This window comes from Streptomyces sp. NPDC056738, from assembly GCF_042790435.1.
GTDB lineage: Bacteria > Actinomycetota > Actinomycetes > Streptomycetales > Streptomycetaceae > Streptomyces.
Genome location: NZ_JBHTZF010000005.1, coordinates 92291 through 113123, shown reverse-complemented (window position 1 = coordinate 113123; position 20833 = coordinate 92291). Strand labels below are relative to the sequence as shown.

The 20833-nt window shown below is 71.3% G+C and carries 17 protein-coding genes; 8 read left to right on the top strand and 9 right to left on the bottom strand.

The window, feature by feature from the left end:
* Positions 1 to 103: 103 nt before the first annotated feature.
* The 3 genes from ACFRIC_RS14565 to ACFRIC_RS14555 all read right to left on the bottom strand — a co-directional run bounded on the left by ACFRIC_RS14565 (position 104) and on the right by ACFRIC_RS14555 (position 3262).
* Complete coding sequence (locus tag ACFRIC_RS14565) at positions 104 to 670, bottom strand: hypothetical protein (RefSeq protein WP_382784562.1); 567 nt, start codon at positions 668 to 670, stop codon at positions 104 to 106.
* Positions 671 to 803: 133 nt separating this feature from the next.
* On the bottom strand, positions 804 to 1595 hold the full coding sequence (locus ACFRIC_RS14560; protein ID WP_382784560.1) for a maleylpyruvate isomerase family mycothiol-dependent enzyme: 792 nt from the start codon (positions 1593 to 1595) through the stop codon (positions 804 to 806).
* A 152-nt stretch (positions 1596 to 1747) separates the two neighbouring features.
* Positions 1748 to 3262 (bottom strand): MFS transporter, encoded by a 1515-nt coding sequence (locus tag ACFRIC_RS14555; RefSeq protein WP_382784557.1) that lies wholly within the window; start codon positions 3260 to 3262, stop codon positions 1748 to 1750.
* Between the two features lie 113 nt (positions 3263 to 3375).
* Between ACFRIC_RS14555 and ACFRIC_RS14550 the strand changes: the two genes are divergently transcribed.
* The 5 genes from ACFRIC_RS14550 (at position 3376) to ACFRIC_RS14530 (ending at position 7698) form a co-directional block, all read left to right on the top strand.
* Positions 3376 to 3825 carry a MarR family winged helix-turn-helix transcriptional regulator gene (locus tag ACFRIC_RS14550; protein ID WP_382784554.1) on the top strand — a complete coding sequence of 150 codons (450 nt, stop codon included), beginning with the start codon at positions 3376 to 3378 and terminating at the stop codon, positions 3823 to 3825.
* Between the two features lie 67 nt (positions 3826 to 3892).
* Positions 3893 to 4558, top strand: coding sequence for a DUF4328 domain-containing protein (locus ACFRIC_RS14545; RefSeq protein WP_382784551.1), 666 nt, complete (start codon positions 3893 to 3895; stop codon positions 4556 to 4558).
* Positions 4559 to 4747: 189 nt separating this feature from the next.
* A complete protein-coding gene (locus tag ACFRIC_RS14540) occupies positions 4748 to 5554 on the top strand; it encodes a DUF3626 domain-containing protein (protein WP_382784549.1) in 807 nt (268 codons plus the stop codon).
* Between the two features lie 317 nt (positions 5555 to 5871).
* Positions 5872 to 6945 (top strand): glycoside hydrolase family 19 protein, encoded by a 1074-nt coding sequence (locus ACFRIC_RS14535; protein ID WP_382784546.1) that lies wholly within the window; start codon positions 5872 to 5874, stop codon positions 6943 to 6945.
* 171 nt (positions 6946 to 7116) lie between these two features.
* Positions 7117 to 7698: a DUF2231 domain-containing protein gene (locus tag ACFRIC_RS14530; RefSeq protein WP_382784543.1), complete on the top strand. Its 582-nt coding sequence runs from the start codon at positions 7117 to 7119 to the stop codon at positions 7696 to 7698.
* Positions 7699 to 7762: 64 nt separating this feature from the next.
* Here ACFRIC_RS14530 and ACFRIC_RS14525 read toward each other — a convergent pair whose 3' ends face one another.
* A complete protein-coding gene (locus ACFRIC_RS14525; protein WP_382784540.1) occupies positions 7763 to 8578 on the bottom strand; it encodes an RNA polymerase sigma factor SigF in 816 nt (271 codons plus the stop codon).
* Between the two features lie 227 nt (positions 8579 to 8805).
* Positions 8806 to 9873, bottom strand: coding sequence for a protein kinase family protein (locus ACFRIC_RS14520; protein ID WP_382784538.1), 1068 nt, complete (start codon positions 9871 to 9873; stop codon positions 8806 to 8808).
* A gap of 246 nt (positions 9874 to 10119) precedes the next feature.
* Between ACFRIC_RS14520 and ACFRIC_RS14515 the strand changes: the two genes are divergently transcribed.
* Both ACFRIC_RS14515 and ACFRIC_RS14510 read left to right on the top strand, forming a co-directional pair.
* The gene (locus ACFRIC_RS14515; protein ID WP_382784536.1) at positions 10120 to 11625 is read left to right on the top strand and encodes a cryptochrome/photolyase family protein; all 1506 of its coding nucleotides are present in this window, start codon (positions 10120 to 10122) and stop codon (positions 11623 to 11625) included.
* Between the two features lie 293 nt (positions 11626 to 11918).
* Positions 11919 to 13244, top strand: a complete 1326-nt coding sequence (locus ACFRIC_RS14510) for a Rieske 2Fe-2S domain-containing protein (protein WP_382784533.1) — start codon at positions 11919 to 11921, stop codon at positions 13242 to 13244.
* A 51-nt stretch (positions 13245 to 13295) separates the two neighbouring features.
* On the opposite strand, the gene ACFRIC_RS14505 is transcribed toward ACFRIC_RS14510, so the two are convergent.
* From ACFRIC_RS14505 to ACFRIC_RS14490, 4 genes are all read right to left on the bottom strand, one after another.
* Entirely contained in the window at positions 13296 to 14510 is a 1215-nt protein-coding gene (locus ACFRIC_RS14505; protein ID WP_382784530.1) for an MFS transporter, read from the bottom strand.
* Between the two features lie 477 nt (positions 14511 to 14987).
* Entirely contained in the window at positions 14988 to 17078 is a 2091-nt protein-coding gene (locus ACFRIC_RS14500) for a glycosyl hydrolase family 28-related protein (protein ID WP_382784527.1), read from the bottom strand.
* A gap of 205 nt (positions 17079 to 17283) precedes the next feature.
* On the bottom strand, positions 17284 to 18873 hold the full coding sequence (locus tag ACFRIC_RS14495; protein ID WP_382784524.1) for a PQQ-binding-like beta-propeller repeat protein: 1590 nt from the start codon (positions 18871 to 18873) through the stop codon (positions 17284 to 17286).
* Between the two features lie 343 nt (positions 18874 to 19216).
* The gene (locus tag ACFRIC_RS14490) at positions 19217 to 19759 is read right to left on the bottom strand and encodes a GNAT family N-acetyltransferase (protein WP_382784521.1); all 543 of its coding nucleotides are present in this window, start codon (positions 19757 to 19759) and stop codon (positions 19217 to 19219) included.
* 111 nt (positions 19760 to 19870) lie between these two features.
* Between ACFRIC_RS14490 and ACFRIC_RS14485 the strand changes: the two genes are divergently transcribed.
* A complete protein-coding gene (locus ACFRIC_RS14485) occupies positions 19871 to 20758 on the top strand; it encodes a GNAT family N-acetyltransferase (protein ID WP_382784518.1) in 888 nt (295 codons plus the stop codon).
* The last annotated feature ends 75 nt before the right edge of the window (positions 20759 to 20833 follow it).

Below are 20833 nucleotides of genomic sequence, written 5' to 3'. Positions count from 1 at the left end.
GCGAAGGGATCGGACGCGAGCGGGCCGCCGGCGCCGGTGCGCGCCGCGCGCCCGCGCCCCGCTCGCGTCATGTCACCGGCCGGACCCGGCCGACGACGCCACCTCACCAGGTGTGCGCGACGTCGATCACCAGGCGACCGGAGAGCTGCGTCACCCGGAACGGCAGCCGGGCCCGCACGCCGAGTCCCACCTGGGTGACACCCTCGAAGCTGGCTCCGAACTTCGCGTCCCGGAAGGTACGGTAGCCGGTCAGGTCGACCCCCGGAAGAGGCTGACCGCCGCGGCCGGGGTAGGTCGCGGTGTTGGTCTCGGGGTCGTACGACGGGGAGGACACCAGGATCTCGAGGATCGCCCCGCCGGAGACCGGGATGCGGATGCCGGACGGGTCCTGGATGAAGGCGTCGACGTAGTGGACGGTGTACCCGATCCCCGTGGTGCCGGCGGTGGGCACGTCGAGGACCATGCGGTCGTAGCAGTCGTGCCGCCCGGTCCTGATGTCGGTCAGCGACCCGTTGTCGGTGTCCGCCGCGGTCTTCGGGAGGCTGCCCCAGCCGGTCGGACACACGACCGCCGCCGTGGCCGCGCCGGCCGGTGCGGGCGCGGCCACGACCGCGCCGACACCGGCCATCGTCAGGGCGGCAAGCACCGCCATGGATCGTCTCGTACGCATGGTTCCCCCTTGGGGTCGCGGCTCTCGAATGGCCTGCCATGTACGACATGACGGTCACGGTTTTGGTTGTACGGACCGCCCCGAAACGTGGGCTGTCGCCCGGGCCCGCCGACCGTTCGCCCCGACGGGTCCCTCAGAAGGCCGAGTTGTCGAACCAGAGGGTCAGGAAATCCTCGTCCCCGTCGTGTCCGACGGTCTCGGCTTCGAGGCCGAGGCGGCCGTAGACGAGGAGCAACAGGTCGGCCGCCGTTGCCCTGACGGTCGCGTCGGCCGGTCCGGTCGCCGCTCCGGTCGTGTCGAGTCCGAAGCCGTCGGGCCGAAGGCGCACCAGCCAGTCGCCGTCACCGTCGGTCGCCCGAAAGCGGATGGTCCGGTCGGGAGCGCGCAGGTGGGCGACATCGGGGGCGAAGGAGGCGGCGAAGGGCAGATTGACGAGGAACTCGTCGATGCCGTCGGCCGCCACCGCGGGGTCGATCGTGGCCGGCAGGCCGAGTGCCGACTCGGCGTCGACCCGGTGCACGAGGGTCTCGAAGAGCATCCGGCGCGCCCAGAAACGGGCGTGCTGGTCGACGCCCCAGGCCCACATGGGCAGGTCCGGGCCGGTGGCCGCGAAGGCTTCCGCGGCCACCGTCGCGCTCTCAGCCAGCCAGTCCGCGTAGCCGTCCCACGTCTCCGGAAGTCGCAGGTCCACGTCGCGAGTTCGCGGGGGTTCCTGGACGCGGGCGTGCAGGAGGGCCGAGAACCAGCGCTGGACGCTGCCGGTGTGCCGGACCAGGTCCGCCAGCGTCCAGCCGGGGCAATTCGGTACCGGGGTGGCCGGATCGGCGTTCTCGATCGCCGCGACGAATCGGGCGGTCTCCACCGCGATCGCCGCCCGGTGGTCGAGCGGGGTCGCTCCGCTTCGGTGACGGTCCGAGGACATCATCGTCGGGGTGCCTTTCTAGGAAGGGTACGGACGGTTCCGCCGAGCGGCCGGTCCGGCGGTGGCACCGGACCGGCCGCCTCGTACGTGTGCTGCCGGTCCGGCGGTGCCGAACAGGCCGGTGCAGTCGGTGTGTCGAGCGGGGGTGGCCCCGGTCAGACGGACGCGGTCTCGGGCTCGGCCTCGGCCCCGGCGAGTTCCGCGGTCTCGGGTTCGGCGCCCTTGCGCACCACGGGAGTACGCGGCGCGTGGGCCGCCTTGAGCCCGAGCAGGGCGACGACGACGACCAGGATGAACGCGCCGCCGGCGATGGCGAAGCTCAACGTGAACTGGCTCTCCTGCGGGAGGGCGGGCATGCCGGCCGGCAGCGGCACGGACTTCGAGGCGAGCAGCGAGGTGATCACCGCGCTGGCGACGGCGCTGCCGACGGAGCGGGAGATGGAGTTGATGCCGTTGGCGATACCGGTCTGGTGGGCCGGGACGCCGGCGACGATGAGGGCGGGCATGGAGGCGTAGCCGAAGCTGATCGCCAGGCCGATGAGCATGCCCGCGCTGATGACGGAGGCGCTGGTGTCGTGGGCGGCGGTCAGCCAGGCGAAACCGAGGACGCCGAAGCAGGCACCGGCGGCCAGCGTGAAGCGTGCGCCGAGCCTGCGCACGAGGACGCCACCGAACTGGGCGCCGACCAGGGAGACGAGCGTGGTCGGCAGCAGGTAGACGACGGAGGCGGCGAGCACCGAGGCGCCGAAGCCGTAACCGACGAGCTCGTCGGGCATCTGCACGAGGTAGGAGACGCCGATGAACTGGGTGAACATCGCGAAGCCCAGCAGCAGCCCCGCCAGGTTGGTGAAGAGGACGGGCCGGTGGACGAACATCTTCATGTCCACCATCGGTTCCTTGACCCGGTTCTCGGTGAACACCCACACGCCCGCCATGACGACCGCGCCGGCGAACGTGCCCAGCGTCCGGCCGGACGTCCAGCCCCACTCGTGTCCCTGCGAGATCGGCAGCAGGAGGAGCACCAGCAGCAGGCCGAGGGTCAGCGCACCCAGCCAGTCGGTGCGTCCACCCGTCTTCGTGCGGGAGGCGGGCACCAGGAGCAGCACGCCCACCAGGGCCACCACCGCGAGCACGACGGCCAGCCAGAAGGGCCGGTGGTAGTCGGGGTGCGAGCCCTGGGTGAGGAGGCCGGCGCCGACGAGGGCGAGGCCGCTGCCGAACGCGAGCGTGCCGCTGACCAGGGCCATCGCTCCGTGCAGCTTCTCGGGAGCGATCTCCTCACGCAGTACGGAGAGGGCGAGCGGGAAGATGGCGGTCGCCGCTCCCTGCATCACACGCCCGACGATCAGCCAGGTCAGCGAGGTCGTGGTGGCGGCGAGCACCGATCCGGCGATCATCACGACGAGCACGCCGACGAGCGTGGGCTTCTTGCCGTGCTGGTCACCGAAGCGGCCGAGCAGCGGGGTGAAGACGGCGGCGGACAGCAGGGTCGCGGTGGTCACCCAGCTCACGTTCGCCGTGCTGGCCTTCAGGTCGCTCTGGATCATGCCCAGGATCGGGACGACCAGGGTCTGCATCATCGAGACGACCATGGCGGCGAGCCCGAGCACCAGGACGATCCCGGTCTGCCCGGAGGACCTCGGCGACGCCGCTTGCTGTGTGTGAGACACGGAAAGTCTGCCCTAACTAGTTAACAACCTCGATGCTTGAGAACTTCAAGCAATAGCTGACCGTAGCCGTGAATATTTGAGATGGTCAAACTTCCTGGCGTAGGGTGAGTCACATGACAGGAACCAGCGGTGTGGACACGGACCAGCTCATGGAGCTCCTGTCGGTGTCGCTCGGGGCCTACTACGGCGACTTCACGGTGGCCGCGGCGAGCGAGAACCTCACGGCGAGCCAGGGCAAGACGCTGAACGTCCTGCGCCGGGGACCTGCCGCGATGCGGGCCCTCGCCACGATCCTGACCTGTGACGCCTCCAACATGACGGGGATCGTCGACCGGCTGGAGAAGCGCGATCTGGTGCGGCGCGAGCCCAGCCCCACGGACCGCCGCGTCAAGAACGTCGTCCTCACCGACGAGGGCCGCCGCGTCATCGACGTGATCCGCGCCAAGATGGACACCACGCGCGCGGGGCTGGCCAGACTCAGCGAGGAGGAGCGGGACACGCTCTACACCCTCCTGCAACGCGCCTTCACCCCGGAGCCCGCCACGCTTCGCCCCGGAGCCTGAGGACGCCCGATTCCGGGACAGCGTCGAGCTGCCGGATCATCGCACGCACGTGCGATGATCCGGCACTATGATCACTCCACCCCGGCACCAGCCGCGCGCCCGCGCGAGCACTTCCCGGACGGGCCACGCGGACAGGACGCGTACCGCACCCAAGGCCCCCCGGATCCTTGCCCGCTGTGCGCAGACGGCGATAGGGGCGGCCACGGTCGCGGACGTGTTCCGGGCGGTGGCCCTCAGGAACCACAGGCTGCACCCCTCGGACGCATCCATGGAGTCGGGCTCGGTCTCCAGGGTGTTCGTCAACCTGATGCTGCTCGCGATCGTGCTGTTCCTCGTATGGCTGGCCCGGTCCCGGCGCAACGCCGAACTGCTGTCCCCCCAGAGTCCCGTCCCGACCGCCGCCGAGACGATCGGCGCCTGGTTCATCCCGGTGAGCAACCTCTTCGGCCCTCGCGAGAGGGTCCTCGACATCGGGCGCGCGAGCTCCCGGTCGTGGGACGAGAAGCGGGACGTCACGTTGGTGAATCTGTGGTGGGGCGCCTGGATCGCCCACGGGCTCGTGTTCGTGACGGCGATGCAGGTGGCCCCGGAGTCGATGGCGCTGCTCGTGGCGACCGAAGCACTCATGATCGCGGCCGGCGTGCTGCTGGGGCTTGTCGTCGAACGCATCACCACGCTGCAGACCGACGCGATCCGTGCCGTCGTCCCCGCCGTGTCCCTGCCCCAGGGGTGAGCCGGCCTGCTCCCCGGCACCGGTCGGCGAGGGGCCCGGCGGAAGCGCCGTTCCCGAGGGCCGACGACATGCCGATCGGCGATCGGAGCGCGCCGACGGACGAAAACTGAGTGCGACCGCGAGCGCGGCCCGTGCAGACTTCACGCCATGGCCGCCGCCGACAACGCTGTTGCACTTCAGGACAGGGCGATGCGACACGTCGCCAATTCGTCCACGGGACCGCCGCTCCCCTCCGACTTACGGGTGACGATGCATTTCCACCCGGATCGAACCGCGGGCGATCGCCCCCTGCTCGTCCAGATGGCCGACGACGGTGTCTACCGGTCCCAGTTCACGACGGGTACGAGCAACGGTGGACTGACCGCTCACCGGGGCGGGGACCGGTGGTGCTGGGAGAGTCGGATCTTCGCCGGCGCCTACGACGACGCCGCACCCGAACTGCGCCCCGTCTACGGCGCGTTGAACTACCGCCGCGCCCCGACGGGTGGCGCTCCGCGTTTCGGTTCCTCGTTCTTCAGGCTCAGCCCCGAGACCCTTGCGCGCACCACGTTCTGCTATCCGGACAGTTCCGCCGAGCCCTCCTCGTTCGGGGTCGCCGACCGGTGTTCACTGGTCGAGCTCGCCGAGGCGGCGGACACGGACGCCCTGGACGGCCACATCGAGGCGCAGATCCACGGGCCCGTCGGATTCGACCGTGACGTGGAAGCCCTGGTGCTGGACCCCAGTTATCGCGGCACCGAGGTCCACGAGGCGGCGCGGCGCCTGCCCTGTACCGTCGAATGGCATCCCGGCTTCCGGCTCGGCGTGGCCGAACTGCGGCGCCATCCGCACTACCGGGGCCGGGAGTACGTGGACCTGGGAGCCGAGATCGCCGTCGGCGGGCGACTCACCCCCCGGATCGTCGGAGACGCCGCCCGCACCGGCCGGTACGAGCCGCAGGATCTGAAGAAGGTCTGGCACTGCATCGCCCGGTTCGGGAACCTCGGCGCCTCCTGATCCGGTCGGCCACGGGCTCGATCGAGTGGTCCGACTGGTCGAGAACCGCCGCAGACCAGAGATCACACCCACCACGTCCGACCCAACTCCCCCGGCACGCGCAGCGGTTGGGTGTCGACCGACACACCGGCGTCTTTTCGCCAAAGACCCGGACTCCGATTGGTCTACACCTTGACTGGTACAGACCAAAGCGGTTGAGTGTGGCTCCACACCCCCCACCACGGTCGCCCGGACTCCGCTGCACCGGCGTTGCGTCGGCGTACGCACACGGCTCCCCCCGCCTCCGGAGCGGCCCCGCTCCGCAAAGGACTGATCCCGTGTCACAACGTCGCGCCGCTTCCCTCCTCGCCGCGGTCCTGATCGGAACCACCGCGCCGGTGCTGCTCCCGGCCACGAGCGCGTCCGCCGCTTCCTGTGCGAGCTACCCGAGTTGGGTCGCGGGCACGTCGTACGCCACCGGCAGCATCGTCCGGTACACCGACGGCAAGACCTACATCGCCGAACACGACAACCCGGGCTACGACCCGACCATCAGCACCTGGTACTGGGACCCCTACGCCTGCGACAGCGGCCCGACGAACCCGTCCGGCGGGTCCTGCGCGAGCTACCCGGACTGGGTCCCCGGCAGGTCCTACGTCACCGGGAACATCGTCCGGTACACCGACGGCAAGGCCTACATAGCGGAGCACGACAACCCGGGCTACGACCCCACCATCAGCACCTGGTTCTGGGAGCCGTACGCCTGTGACGGCGGCTCGACCAACCCCTCGGACGGCTTCGTCGTGAGCGAGACGCAGTTCAACCAGATGTTCCCGAGCCGGAATTCCTTCTACACCTACAACGGCCTCAAGGCCGCCCTGAGTTCGTTCCCCGGCTTCGCCAACAGCGGCAGCGACACGGTCAAGAAGCAGGAGGCGGCGGCGTTCCTCGCCAACGTGAACCACGAGACGGGCGGTCTGGTCTACGTGGTGGAGCAGAACACCGCCAACTACTCGCACTACTGCGACTGGAGCCAGCCCTACGGCTGCCCGGCCGGCCAGTCGGCGTACTACGGACGCGGACCGATCCAGCTCAGTTGGAACTTCAACTACAAGGCCGCCGGTGACGCGCTCGGCATCGACCTGCTGGGCAACCCGAACCTCGTCCAGACCGACGCGGCCGTCGCCTGGAAGACCGGCCTCTGGTACTGGAACACACAGTCCGGCCCCGGCACGATGACGCCGCACAACGCGATGGTGAACAGCGCCGGCTTCGGCCAGACCATCCGCAGCATCAACGGCTCGCTGGAGTGCGACGGCAAGAACCCCGCGCAGGTCCAGAGCCGCGTCGACGCCTACCAGCGCTTCACGTCGATCCTCGGCGTCACGCCGGGAGCCAACCTCTACTGCTGACGGGCCGAGGTACGAGCCCTCGGGCCTGAAGGCGCGTCGCGTCGCCGTCACGGCACGCGGCGCGCCTTGGGCCCGCCGAGCCCTTCCTCGGCCGCGACACGACGCGGATACACCTCCACGCCACACGAGCGGCGGGTGCGAGAGTGCCCTCGCGCCGGGTAGTCGTCCGATATGAACGCATACGATCCGGAGAACTCTCTGGATACTCGGACGATCTTGGCGTCGGACGGCGTCTCGGCGCGCTGGCTGGCCGGGCTGGCCCGCATCGAGCGGTCGGAGGCGGCGGACCCCGTGATCCAGAAGCTGCAGCGGGGGATCCGCTCGCTGCCGCTGGGCGCGGCCCGTGATCTGCTGCACGGCCGGCCGCTGGGCCATCCCGTGCATCCGGTCCTGGTGCAGGTCCCGATCGGCTGCTGGCTGTCGGCCGCCGTCATGGACGTCATGCCGGCGGGGCGGCGCGCCGCGACGACGCTGACGGCCGTCGGACTGGCCGGGATCGCCCCGGCGGCGATCACGGGATGGGTCGACTGGGCGGACCTGCCGCCCGAGCAGGCGCGCGTCGGGCTGGCCCACGCCGTCGCGAACGTGACCGCGGTGGCGCTCTTCGCCGCCTCGTTGTCGGCCCGTCTGCGCCACCGCCCGGCGAAGGCGAGGCTGTGGTCGCTGGGCGGGCTGGTGGCGGTCGGCGTCACCGGCGCGCTGGGCGGACATGTGGCGTACCGACAGGCGGTGGGGGCGTGGCCCGCGGACTAGCGACGCGGGTCCGTGAGCACCCGGGCCGACAGGTCATCTCGCCGGGGACCCCGGCGAGCGCGGCTCAGGGACCGGAGGATTCCCCGGCCCCGGACGTCTCCGCGAGGATCTCCTCGCGCAACGCGGCGCAGCAACTGCTGAGCAGGCGTGAGACGTGCATCTGCGAGACGCCCAGCCGCTCCGCGATACGGCTCTGCGTCATGTCGCGGAAGAACCGCAGGTAGAGGATCGTCTGCTCGCGCTCGGGCAGCCTGGCCAGGGCGGGCTTGAGGGCTTCACGGTTCACGACGAGCTCGAAGCCCGTGTCGGACTCCCCCAGCGCGTCGGCCAGGGAATAGCCGTCGTCGTCGGTGAGCCGGGCGTCCAGGGACAGGGTCGCGAAGCTGTCCAGGGCTTCCAGTCCGACGCGTACGTCGTCCTCGCTGAGCTGGGCGTACTCGGCTATCTCGGCGACGCTGGGCTGCCGGTCCGAGTTGGCGGGCGCGAGGTCCTTCACGGCGACGCGGACCCGGTTGCGGGCCTCCTGGACCCGGCGGGGTACGTGCACGGCCCACATGTGGTCGCGGAAGTGACGCTTGATCTCACCGACGATGGTCGGGACCGCGTAGCTCTCGAAGGCGTTGCCCCGACCCGGGTCGTAGCGGTCCACGGACTTCACCAGACCCAGGGCCGCGACCTGGGTCAGGTCCTCGACGGATTCGCCCCTGCCGCGGTACTTGCCGGCGATCCGCTCCGCCATCGGCATCCAGGCCTCGACGATCTCCTCGCGCAGCGCCTGCCGCTCGGGCCCGTCGGGAAGTCCCGCGAGGTGCGAGAAGGCGGCGTCGGTGTCGGGGGCGTCGTCGTGGCGGCGGCGTTGCGTGGCAGCAGTGCAGGTCATGTGCTGACAGCTCCCTCACGGGTTGCTGACTGGACAGAAACACCATGGGAGCGGCACATGACTTCCGGACACACCCGCGCGTTCAAGCGACGCTCTCACGGACGTGCCTACTATCCGAAGCACTCCTTTCCACCTGCCCGAACCTAGGACCGATAAACATATATAGGGACAAAGTGGCCCTGTGTGAGCGGCTGGTCGGGGAGGGTGACGGTGAGGCCGGCTGCGCGCTACCGCTCGTCGCCCCAGGCCTGCTCGAACGCGGCGACCGGGAACGGCGTCCGCTTGCTCTCGGTGAGCAGACGCCGGGCGAAGTCCCCCATCGTCACCGCGGCCCGGGCGTTCCGGTCGATGATCCCGGCGATCTCGCGCGGTACGCCTTCGGGACGCCGTCCGGCGATCCACGCGCGCAGGAACGCCTCGTACTCCGTGTCGTCGTCCGGACCCGCGGGCAGATGGTGGCGCAGCAGATGGCGCGCGACATGGCAGCGGTCGTAGAGGCGGTGGGCGGCCAGGAACTCCGCCTCGGCCGCCGTCAGTTCGAAGCCGGAGCTCAGCGAGAGGCCGAAGTCCGCGAAGTACAGCCTCCGGCCGTCGGTCAGGACGTTGGCGAAGTGGGCGTCGAAATGGACGAATCCCTGCGCAGCCATGAAGGCGGTGCCGCGTGCCAGCTCTTCCTCCGCCCACCGGTACGGCGCCCCGTCCCCGCCCTCCGCCGCGGCGGTCCGGTGGTCGTGCAGCCAGTCGGCGAGGGTCCGCGGGATGTGTTCCAGGAAGAGGACCAGGCTGGCCGAGGACCGCCCGATGGCTTCCAGACGCTCCCGTACGGCGGGTGAGCCGTCCCAGTGTTCGACCGCCGCGTCGATGCCCCCGAACACGTCGGTGAACCCTTCGGGGGGCGTGTCGGGCAGCACGCGCCAGTGGTACATCAGGGGGAAGCCGTCGTACGCGTCCCCGAGGACCCAGTTGGTCGTCATGACGTGCGCGGCCAGTTCGCGCCAGGCGCCGAACCCGGCCGAGCCGACCCCGTATTGGTAGAACGTCGGCAGCCCGAAGAGGTTCGCCGTTGACCGCGCGTGCTCCGGCCGTGTCTCGGTGTCCGTCAGAGGGACCTTCTTGACGAACACGCGCGTGCCGTCGACGTCCAGTTCCGCGGACCTGCCGCCGATGCCGGACCCCAGCGGGGCGGCGTCGGCCAGGACCTCGCCGAGCCGGCGGTCGCTCAGCAGGGACAGACGCGTGGCCACCCTCCCGTACGTGGCGAGCCGTACGGCGTGGCTCGGTTCCGGGGTGTGCATCGACGACTCCTCGGTGCCCAGGACGGGGCCTCGGCGATCTTGTGGACGCGGTCGACCCTATCCACCGGTCCGGTGTGCGACGAGGGCCGCCGCCCGTACGTCCGCGGCGTGCGGCGGGACCACCGTCCCCGTAGCGTCCTTCGTGAGCGCCTGAGCCGGGGCTCTCGACCCGGACGGCGTGATCGCACGAAGCCGGTGCTGCCGGGAGACCCGTCCCGCACGGCCGACGACCGTGGAGAGATCCTCATGCCCACAGCCCACTGGCTCTTCGGGGACCAGCTCGGACCCCACTTCCTTGCTCCCGGCGAGGGCGGTCCGGACCGTGACGCACCGGTGGTCGTCATCGAGGCCCGTTCCGTGTTCCGCCGTCGGCGTTTCCACCGGGCGAAGGCGCATCTCGTCCTGTCGGCCATGCGGCACCGTGCGGCCGAGCTCGGCGGACGCGTGCGGTACGTCCGCAGCGAGACCTACCGCGAGGGGCTGCGCGAAGCGGTCGGCGACGACCCGGTGACGGTGCACCACCCCACCTCCCACGCGGCCCTGCGTCTGGTCCGGTCACTCGGCCATGTCACCGTGCTGCCCGCCCGCGGGTTCCTGGTGCCACAGCCGGACTTCCGTGCCTGGGCCGACGAGCGCGGAAGCAGGCCGCTGCGCCAGGAGGACTTCTACCGCTGGGTGCGGCGCGAGCACGATCTACTCATGGACGCCGACGCCCCGGCGGGCGGGAACTGGAACCTCGATCACGACAACCGTGAACCCCCGCCCCGGGGTGAGCACACCCTGGGCGCGCCGGCACCGTACCGGCCCCGCGAGGACGACATCGACGAGCGGGTACGCCACGACCTGGACCGGTGGGAACGCGAGGGCGCGGTGCGCTTCGTCGGCCGGGACGGCCCGCGCCGGTTCCCGGCGTCGCGGCGTGAGGCGCTGGCCGCGCTGCGACGGTTCACCGAGTACCGGCTGGCCGGCTTCGGCCCGCACGAGGACGCCATGCTGGAGGCCGATCCGGTGATGAGCCACAGCCTGCTGTCGTCGTCGCTGAACCTCGGCCTGCTGCACCCGCTCGAATGCGTCGAGCGCGCCGAACGGGCCTGGAGAGCCGGACGGGCACCGCTGAACAGCGTGGAGGGGTTCGTCCGCCAGATCGCCGGATGGCGCGAGTACGTCTGGCAGCTCTACTGGCACTTCGGCGACGACTACCGGGACAGCAACGTCCTCGGGCACGAGGGGCCCCTTCCGGACTGGTTCCTGGAACTGGACGCGGACGCCGTGAACGCGAACTGTCTGGCCACGGCGCTGGCACAGGTCCGCGACACCGGCTGGACGCATCACATCCCCCGGCTGATGCTGCTCGGCAGCTACGCGCTGCAACGCGGCTGGGACCCGAGGGCGGTGACGGACTGGTTCCACCGCTGCTTCGTGGACGGCTACGACTGGGTCATGCTGCCCAACGTCGTCGGGATGTCCCAGTACGCCGACGGCGGGCGGATGACCACGAAGCCGTACACCTCGGGCGGCTCCTACGTGAACCGTATGAGCGACCTGTGCAAGGGCTGCGCCTACCGGCCTACGGAACGCTCGGGGGAAACGGCCTGCCCTTACACCACCGGATACTGGGCGTTCCTGCACCGTCACCGCCGACGGCTGGCCGGCAACCACCGCACGGCACAGGCTGTCCGGGGGCTGGACCGGCTCGCCGACCTGGACGAACTGCTGAGCCGGGACCGCGGACTCGGGGACGCGCCGCCGTGACGGAACGGGGCGGTCCGAGCGCCGTCAGGGCCGGGACCCGCGCCCTGACGCGACCGGCCGACGGGACCGGCTGTCGTAACACCAACGCACTCCCGCGGTTGACGGCCGTGGCGCACGCGGTGACGGTTGGAAGGTGGAGCCCCGCAGCGGCGGGGCTGAACCGCCCACTGCCGCGGGGTGGGTTCCCCCGACGGGGCCGGCGACGCGGCGGGACGCGGACCGCGCACCTGCCGCGCGGTCTCCCCGCCGCCGCACGACGCGGCCTCGCGCCCCGATGCAAGGGAGCACCGCACATGACCGAGGCCCGGCCCGACCGCCCCGCATCGGACCCTCACACCCCCTCGCGCCCTGAGCCCTCGACGGCGCACCACTCGGACAGCCGCCCCGCCGACCGGCCCGGAAGGATCGCCGACCTGCGCCGGGTCGGCATCTCCCCCGACCACTGGTATCCGGTGGCCACCTCGCGCAAGGTACGGCGCAACCGGACGTTCGCGGCCGTCTTCGCCGGTGAGCGCATCGTGCTGTACCGGGGGCGCAGCGGTGCCGTGCACGCGCTGGAGGACCGGTGCGCGCACCGGCAGGTGCCGCTGAGCATGGGCGTGGTCGAGGGTGACATCCTGCGCTGCTGCTATCACGCGTGGGCCTATCGGGGCGACGGCCGCATCTCACAGATCCCCTATCTGCCCAAGGGCTGCGAGCGGCCGCCGCGCGGAGTGCGCTCGTATCCGGTGCGCGAGGCCTACGGGCTGGTGTTCGTGTTCCCCGGTGACCCGGCGCTCGCCGAGGACGCGCCGTTCCCGTTCCTTCCCGAGTACCACTCCGCCACGCACCGCACCATGACGTTCTCCCGCACCGTGCGCTGCCATTACTCGTTCATGCACGAGAACCTGCTCGACATGAACCACCAGTTCCTGCACCGCAGTGTGCTCGGCCGCATCCAGCCGGAACTGCTGGGGTACGACGCCGGGCCGCGGCACGTCGAGGCGCGCTATCTCTTCGTCCCCGCCGGCGGGCGCAAGGACCGGGGCGCGGGGCTGCTGTCCGCCGAGGGGATCGGAGGGAAGGACCGGCCCGACACCATCACGATCCGCACCGAGTATCCGTACCAGACCCTGCGGGACGTCCCCGAGGGCAGCGACCTGCCGGTGTTCTCGCTCTGGGCGGCGTACGTACCCGAGGACGCGGAACAGCGGATCAATCACGCCTACGGCCTGCTCACGATCGCGAAGCCGTCGGTGCCCGGGGCGCTGCATCTCGCCTGGCCGCTCATCCGCCGTTTCACCGAGCGGGTCTTCGCGCAGGACCGGACGGCGGTCGAGGCCGAGCAGCGTGCCTGGGACGAACAGGGCGAGGACCACAACCACGAGGTGTTCCCGCTCATCCTCGACCTCCGGGACGTGCTGCGCGACAACGGTGTGCCGCTGCGTCCGGAGCGGGCGTCCGGCTGCGCGCCGTGCGGGATGGCCGCCCCGGGGCACCACGCGGCCGCAACCGTGGGGGCCGCCGGGGCCACGGGTCATGCCGGAGGGGCACAGGCAGCCGGCCCGGCGGTGAAGGGCGGCGCGCCGGCCGTGGACGGTGCGGGTCCGGCCGTCGAGGGCGCGGGCCGGAACGAGTAGGCGTGCCGGGCGCTCATCGAGGCCCGTCACGCCGATGTCCCGCTCCCCCGGTCAGTCGGCGGTGGTGACCGGCGTCTCCCGTTCGGCGACGGGGGAAGCCTGCGTGATCACTTCGGAGCGCCGCCGGCCCCGGTCCATGACACCGCCGGTGAAGGCGAGGCCCAGACCGGCCACGGCGAGGGCCGCGCCGACCAGGTTGGGCGAGGCCCAGCCCCAGCCCGCCGAGATGACCAGGCCGCCGAGCCAGGCTCCGCCCGCGTTGGCCAGGTTGAACGCCGAGTGGTTGGAGGCGGCCGCCATCGTCGGGGCGTCCTTCGCCTTGGCCATGAGCAGCATCTGGATCGGCGTGGTGATGAGCGAGCCCATGGCGCCGATGAAGGTGATCGTCACCAGCGCGGGCACGGTGCTGTGGACCGCGAAGTAGAACGTCACCAGGGCCGCGGCCAGCAGGACGAGCCCCCAGTACATCGTCGGGCGCAGCGCGCGGTCGGTGAGCGGTCCGGCGATCAGGGTGCCCAGGGTCATGCCGACGCCGTACAGCGCGAGCACCCAGGTCGTCGACGTGCCGGAGAGCCCGGTCAGGTGCGTGAGCATCGGGACGAGGTAGCTGTAGACGGCGAAGAATCCGCCGAAGCCCACGACGGCCGTGGCCAGGCCGATGGCGACCTGCTTGTTGCCCATGGCGCGCAGCTCGTGCCGGATGCCGGACTGCCCCTCGCGGGGCTGGTGCGGGACGAACGCCGCCAGTGCGGCGAGGGCGATCAGACCGATGACGGCGACCGCGCCGTAGGCGGCGCGCCAGCCCAGGTGCTGGCCGAGCGCGGTGGCGGCCGGGACGCCGACGATGTTGGCGATGGTCAGTCCGAGGAACATCTTCGAGACGGCGCGTGCAGCCCGGTCCGGGGCGACCAGGCGCGAGGCGACGACGGCCCCGACACCGAAGAGCGCGCCGTGCGGCAGACCGGCGAGGAAGCGTGCGGCGAAGAGCGTGCCGAAGGTCGGGGCGACGGCGGACGCCATGTTGCCGATCACGAACAGCCCGGTCAGCAGGAGGAGCAGCCGCTTGTGCGGGACACGCGCGCATATGCCCGTGAGGAGCGGCGCGCCGACGACGACACCGAGCGCGTACGCCGACACGACGTTGCCGGCGTGCGGTACGGACACACCGATTCCGTCGGCGATCTGGGGCAGGAGCCCCATCGTGGCGAACTCGGTCGTGCCGATACCGAACGCGACGACGGCCAGGGCCAGCAGAGCCAAGGGCATGGTGCAGGAGAACCTTTCGAAGACAACGGGCCGGGACCGGTGGGCGGGGTGACGTGAGCTCGCCCACGGTTTCCACGTCCCGTCGCACCGGGCCTCGTGACCCGGAGCACCCCGGGAAGAGGGTGAGCCCATGGGAGTGCAGCAACGACGCGAGGGCATCCATTCCAAGATCGCCCCGCGGTTTGCGGCATCGGGCCTGGCCCGTTCCCCCTGGCTTCCGCGACGGTCGGCCCGGGCAAGTGAGCAAGGATAGCCGCTGCGGTCACGACGCCGGACGAGCAGGGGGCGCCAAGGCCGCTCGGCCGAGGCGCGGTGTCACGCGGCGAAGCCGATGGTGGTGACCCTATTGGCATGATCAATGCGCATTCCGCATGCTTCCGCGCGGCAGGCGCATCGGCACGCGCCGCCACGCGCGAGGGCGGCGGCCGATGGGGACCGGCCGCCGCCAAGGCGGTGCGTGTCAGGTGCGGGCGTCCCTCACCAGGGCGCCGGGGCCGGTGGCTGGACCACCGGCGGCCGGTCGTCGCAGGTGATGGTGTTGGGCAGTTCCCAGGACGCCATCCACGGGCCGGTCGTGCCGCCTCCGTCGTTGCCGCCGAGGTCGTTCACCGCGAACTCGGAGCCGGAGGCGGGGAAGTTGAAGGATCCGCAGTTGTTGACGCCGACCGCGCCGACGTTGCGGGCGTCCACGTTCTCGAAGGAGGCCGAGCCGGCGGAGCGGGCGCTGAGCACGGAGGTGCCGGTGCCGTCCACGCGGATGTCCTTGAAGCGGACCCCTCGGATCGCGTACTTGTCCTTCACGGGGAAGTCGGAGACGAGCATGATCGCGTTGTAGGTGTTGTCGAGGAAGTGGTCGCCGGTGACCTCGATGTCGGCGTCGATGTCCCGTTCCAGGGCGTAGAACCAGATGGCGCCGAGGCCGATCTTCCAGTTGAGCTCGAACGGGCCCGAGCGGACCGTGGTGTTGTCCGTGATCCGCAGTCGGCCGCTGAAGGGCTCGGCCCCGAACCGGGATCCGACCTGGATGGCGCTGCCCTCTCTGACGGGGTCGGCGATGAGGTTGCCGGTGACGGTGTTGTCGGTGCCGCCGTAGAGCGCGATGCCGTTGGCGAGGACGGGGCTCTGCACGGTGTTGTGGGCGAAGACGTTGCGCGCGTCGCCGGTCTTCTCCGACCACATGGCCAGACCGTCGTCGCCGGTGTTGCGGACGAAGGTGTCCGAGACGCTCGAATCGGTGACGCCGGTGTGGAAGTTGAGCCCGTCGGCGATCTGGTCGGCGATCACGGTGCGGGTGACCCGCAGTCCCGTCATCGGGCCGTCGAACCACATGCCGACCTTGGTGTGGTGGAGGTAGAGGCCGTCGATCGTCGAGTCACTCAGTGCCCCGCCGACGGCGTTGACCTGGTCGGTGTCGACGCGTTCGCGCACGTCGCCCTCGACGGCGAAGCCCGACAGATGGACGTCGTGACTGCCGCCGTCCGCCGCGTCCTTGCCGTAGAAGCCGACGCCGGTGTGGACCGAGCCGTCGGGGGCGGGGGTGTCGAGGGTGACCTGGTGGCCCTTGACGATCGTGTACCAGCTCCCGGCGCCGACGATCGTCACGTCGTCCACGGCGATGTGGCGGTTCACCTGGTAAGTACCCGGCGGCAGGTACACCTTGAGGTGCCGCTTCTTCGCGTAGGCGATGGCGCGGTCGAAGGCGTCGCCCGCGTCACGTCGGCCGGTGGGGTCGGCGCCGAACGCGAGGACGTTCGCGGCCTGCTTCTCGACGTGCGGCGCGCCGACGAGTTGTGTGTCGAGCAGGTCGATCACGGTCCAGGCGGCGCCGCTGTTCCGGGGAGCGGTGAGGCGGACGGTGTCGCCGGCCGCGTACCGCTTGCCGAGCAGGAGTCGCTGTTCGTCGTAGAAGTGGCTGGGCCGGAACGGCTTGTCGACGGTGGGGGTCGGGGTGGTGGCGGCCGGGACGCAGCCGCATTCGGTGATCCACCAGTCGGGGTGCAGCAGGTCGGCCTGGGGGTCGTTGCTGAACGGGTACTGGTTGTAGAGCCAGGAGTACCGCGAGGTGAGGGTCATCGTGTCGCGGTGCCGGCCGTCGACGGAGACGTCGAGGGGCGCGGTGATGCCGCCACCGCCGGGGGCGTCGGGGATGCTGTAGCGCACGGTGAGGGCGTTGGCGGCCCGGGGCAGGGCGAACTCGACGTACTGGCCCGGCTTCAGGCGTACCGCCGTACGCCCGGACGCCTCGGAGGGCAGGGTGTAGGCGCTGCGGTCGGGGCCGATGACGGTGCCGTTCGTCGCCGCGCCCTCCGCCTCCTGTTCGGCGAAGTCCACCGCGGCACCGCGCCCGGCGACCAGGCCGGGATCGAGCCCGGCGCGTGTCACCGCGGGAGCACCCTCACCGGCCACCGGGCCGCCCCCGCCGCCGTGCCCGGAGGCCGCCGGGGCGGGGGCACCGAGCACGAGCACGAGTCCGGCGGCGGCAGCGGCCACCGCGGCGATCGTCCGGACCGGTCTTCGCGTGGGGCGTCCGGCCCGCTCCGCGGCCTCGTGGTGGGTGTACGGCGCCATCGGCTTCTCGTTTCTCTCGGGGCGGAGGACACCGAGGGCCGCTCGGTGCGCGGCGGCACGGCGGGAATCAGCCGTGCCGCTGCGTACCGGGACATTAGGGCGCGACGGGACACCCGGACAAGACGTCGAACATGTCTTTCCGCGATTCAGTACGGATCCTGCAAGTCAAAGTCGATTTCTTGCAGGAGATGCGTCTCCCACACCGTCACCGCCGGACCGAGCACTCCAGGATCCGGCCGTCCACGGTGCCGATCAGCAGGTGCCCGTCCGGGGTCACGGCGAGCGAGAGTGCCGTGGTCGGGGTGTCCTCGATCTCGAGTTCGGTGCGCCATCGGACCGTGCCGCCCTCGGCGTCCAGTGCGGTCAGAGCACCCGAGTTGCAGGCGACGTAGACGGTGTCCTCGTCGACGTCGAGCGCGGTGGCCGGATGATCCATACGGTGCTGCCACCTCACCGCGCCGTCGAGCGACCGTCGTACGACATAGGCACCACCGGGCTGGGGTCCGGCCCAGTCGTGGACGGCGCCCGCGTACACCAGGGACCGCCCGATCTCGGCCGCCGGACCGCCGAAGTGGTGCTCGCGAGGGTCCCAGGAGTGCGGGAAGAGCCGCCGCGCCGTCCCGTCCGCGCCCACCGCCACGACCCACTTGTCCTTGTACGACGCGTCCGGTCGCGTGCCCACCAGGACGTACGGGCCGCTCGCGTGCCTGACCGGGAACGCGTGGTTGATCAGATCGAAGCCGCCGACCTCCGGGCCCTCCGCCCGAGCGTCGAGGTCCAGCAGCGTCAGCCGTTCCGGATCCTTGCGCCCGCGGTCCGTCGGGCGCACGACCATCCTGCCGCCACCGGCGACGAGGACCCCGGATCCGTCCAGGCCCAGCGTCTCCAGCACCTCGCCGGTGCCGACCGCCACGCGGGCGATCCGGGGCGCGTCCCGCCCCCAGCGTCCGTCCCTCCAGGCCAGGCGGCGTTCGGCGTTGGTCCACACCGACGCCCCGTCGGAAGCGGGCACCAACTGGCGGCCGCCCTCCTCGTCCTCGACCGCCCAGTCCCGTTCGCCCGTCGGGGGCCACGACTCCGCCAGGACCCCGTCCAGGGCGGCCAGCACACGGCCGTCCTTCCCGCTCTCCACGGCCCAGACCCGTCGCCGGGGCGACCACTCCCGGCCGCCCGCCGCGGCGAGGTCCGCCAGGAGGCGGCGCGTCTCCGCCCGGTGATCCGCCCGCGCGACCGGTCGCGCGGGCGCCACGAGTTCCTCCCGTTCGACGGTCCTCCGCCCCACCGCGCTCCAGTCGTCGCGGGAGACCACGACCGTGTGTCCCTGCTCGTGGGCGTCCGGGTTGTCGTCGTCGTGGAGGGGAGCCAGGACCAGACACAGTTCCCGCTCGCCGCGCCAGGCGACCTCCAGCACCTCCCGCGCGAACGGGAGCGCGGACACCACGGTGCCGGACTCCAGGTGGAGCAGGAGGAGTTCCCCTTCGAACGCGTAACCCCCGTCGTAGCTGCCCGTGCCGACGGCCAGCAGCGGAAGCGCGGGGTGGAAGGCGAGCGAGTGAACGGGGTAGGCGGATCGCACCAGGTGTTCGCACCGCAGGGTGTCACGGTCGTAGACGCCGATCCGGTGCCCGGTCCAGCGTTGGTCCGCCGTCCCGGCGCCGCTCCACTGAAGCGCCCCGACGTCACCCGCCACGGCGACCCTGCGCGAACGGTCGTCGAGGACGGCCGGACCCGGCAGTCCCATCTCGGCGAAGGGCCCGTCGCCCAGCACACGTCGGATCAGCGGGGGAACAGTCATGCAGGAAGCCTCCAAGGGACGGATGTGAACGACCGCCCCCCTCATGCGGGACGACCGCCGCCCCTCGTACGGGACGACCGCCGCCCCTCGTACGGGACGACCGCCGCCCCTCGTACGGGACGACCGCCGCCCCTCGTACGGGACGACCGCCGCCCCTTGTACGGGACGGCGGTCGTTCATGATCCCGTCCGGTCGCCCCGGGCACCACGGAATATCCGGCGACCGCTCGGCAGGCACCGCGGAACATCAGCCTCGGTGGTCCCCACGGAACATCACCAGGGGCTGCTCGGCGGGCCTGACGGGATGTCCGGCGACCGCTCGGTGAGGCGGCCCGTCGGTCCGGTCAGGGGCGGTTCAGGCCCCACGTCTGGAGGGAGAAGGGGCGGCCCTTCTCCTCGCCGGTGATCAGCGGCACGTCGAGGAGTTCGAAGCCCGCCTTCGTGGCCACGGCGACGCTGGCGGCGTTCTCGGCCTCCAGTTCCAGGATCACCTGCTCCGCACCCTGCCGCTCGAAGGCGTACGCGGCCATCACCCGCACCGCCCGGACCGCCAGGCCCTGGCCGCGGTGCGCCGGACCCACCGCGTAGCCGATCTCCATGCCCTCGGGGGCGCGCCGCAGCATCACCTCGCCGAGCGGCGCCCCGCCGTCGACCGTGATGGCGAGCAGGACGGCCGTGCCCTGCGCGCGCATCTCCCGGTCCCGGTCCAGGCGGGCCCAGGCGGCGGCCTCGTCGAAGGGGGAGACGATCGGCGTCCAGTACGCGATGTCGGGGTGGTCGAACAGCTCCGGCATCGCCGTCAGGTCCGCCTCCGTCCAGTCACGAAGGACGAGCCCCTCCCCCGAGAGCTCGATCCGCTCGGGAAACGACGACGTGGTGCTGCTCATGGTGCGGGACCTCCCTGGCCTGTTCGGAACGAGTCAGGATAACCGGGACGCGGAACACCTCCTCCTGGCGGAAAGCCGACGGGCATCCTCACCGCCCTGGGATCATGAGCCATGCGACCGGATGACTGGCACCTCACCCACGACGTCGACGGCTTTCTCGACCGCGCCGGACACTTCCTGCGTTCCCGGCCCGGTCTGCACATCATGCAGCTCACCTGGGCCGAGAGAATCCGCAAGCGGGGCGCGGACGCGTTCGGTGCCGGAGCGCCCCTGTTCGGAGTGCTGGAGCGAGGGGGCAAGGTGCACGCCACGTTCTATCGCCTTCCGCCCAGGGGTTTCGGCCTTTCGCCGCTCACGCCCGAGCAGGCGGACGCGCTCGCCGGCCGCCTCGCCACCTTGGGGGACCCGGTTCCCCACGTCAGCGCGGACCAGCGTACGGCGGCCCTTTTCGCCAAGGCCTGGCAGCGGCACACCGGCGCGATCCCGATGGCGCGCGAGACGCGGCTGCGCCTCTACCGCCTCGGAACCCTCACCCCACCGGAGCCGATGCCGGCGGGCCGCGGCCGCGTCCTGGGCGAGCGGGACCTCGACCAGGCCATGTTCTGGTGCGGCGAATTCGCGCGGGCTGTCGGGGAAAAGGTGTCCATCAGCGCCGACACCTGGGCCGACACCCGCTTCGCCGACAAGCGGTACACGCTCTGGGAGACCCCGGACGGCACTCCGGCCTCCGTCGCGGGCATGAACCCTCTGATCGGCGGCCAGATCCAGGTGGACATCGTCTACACGCCGGCCGACCAGCGAGGCCACGGATACGCGGGCGCCGTGACGTCCGAGGTGAGCCGTGCCGCGCTCGCCGCGGGCGCGAAGGACGTGGTGCTGTTCGCGGACCTGGCCAACCCCACGAGCAACGCCCTCTACCAGCGCCTCGGTTACCGCGAACTCACCGACTGGGCCGTGTACGACTTCCAGCGCGACACGTCGGAGAGCCCCGCGGCATAGCTCCCGCGTCCAGGGCCGGAGAAGTCACCGCGGTGTGTGCCGCCCGAGCATCTGGTCGAGTTGATCTAAATTGGC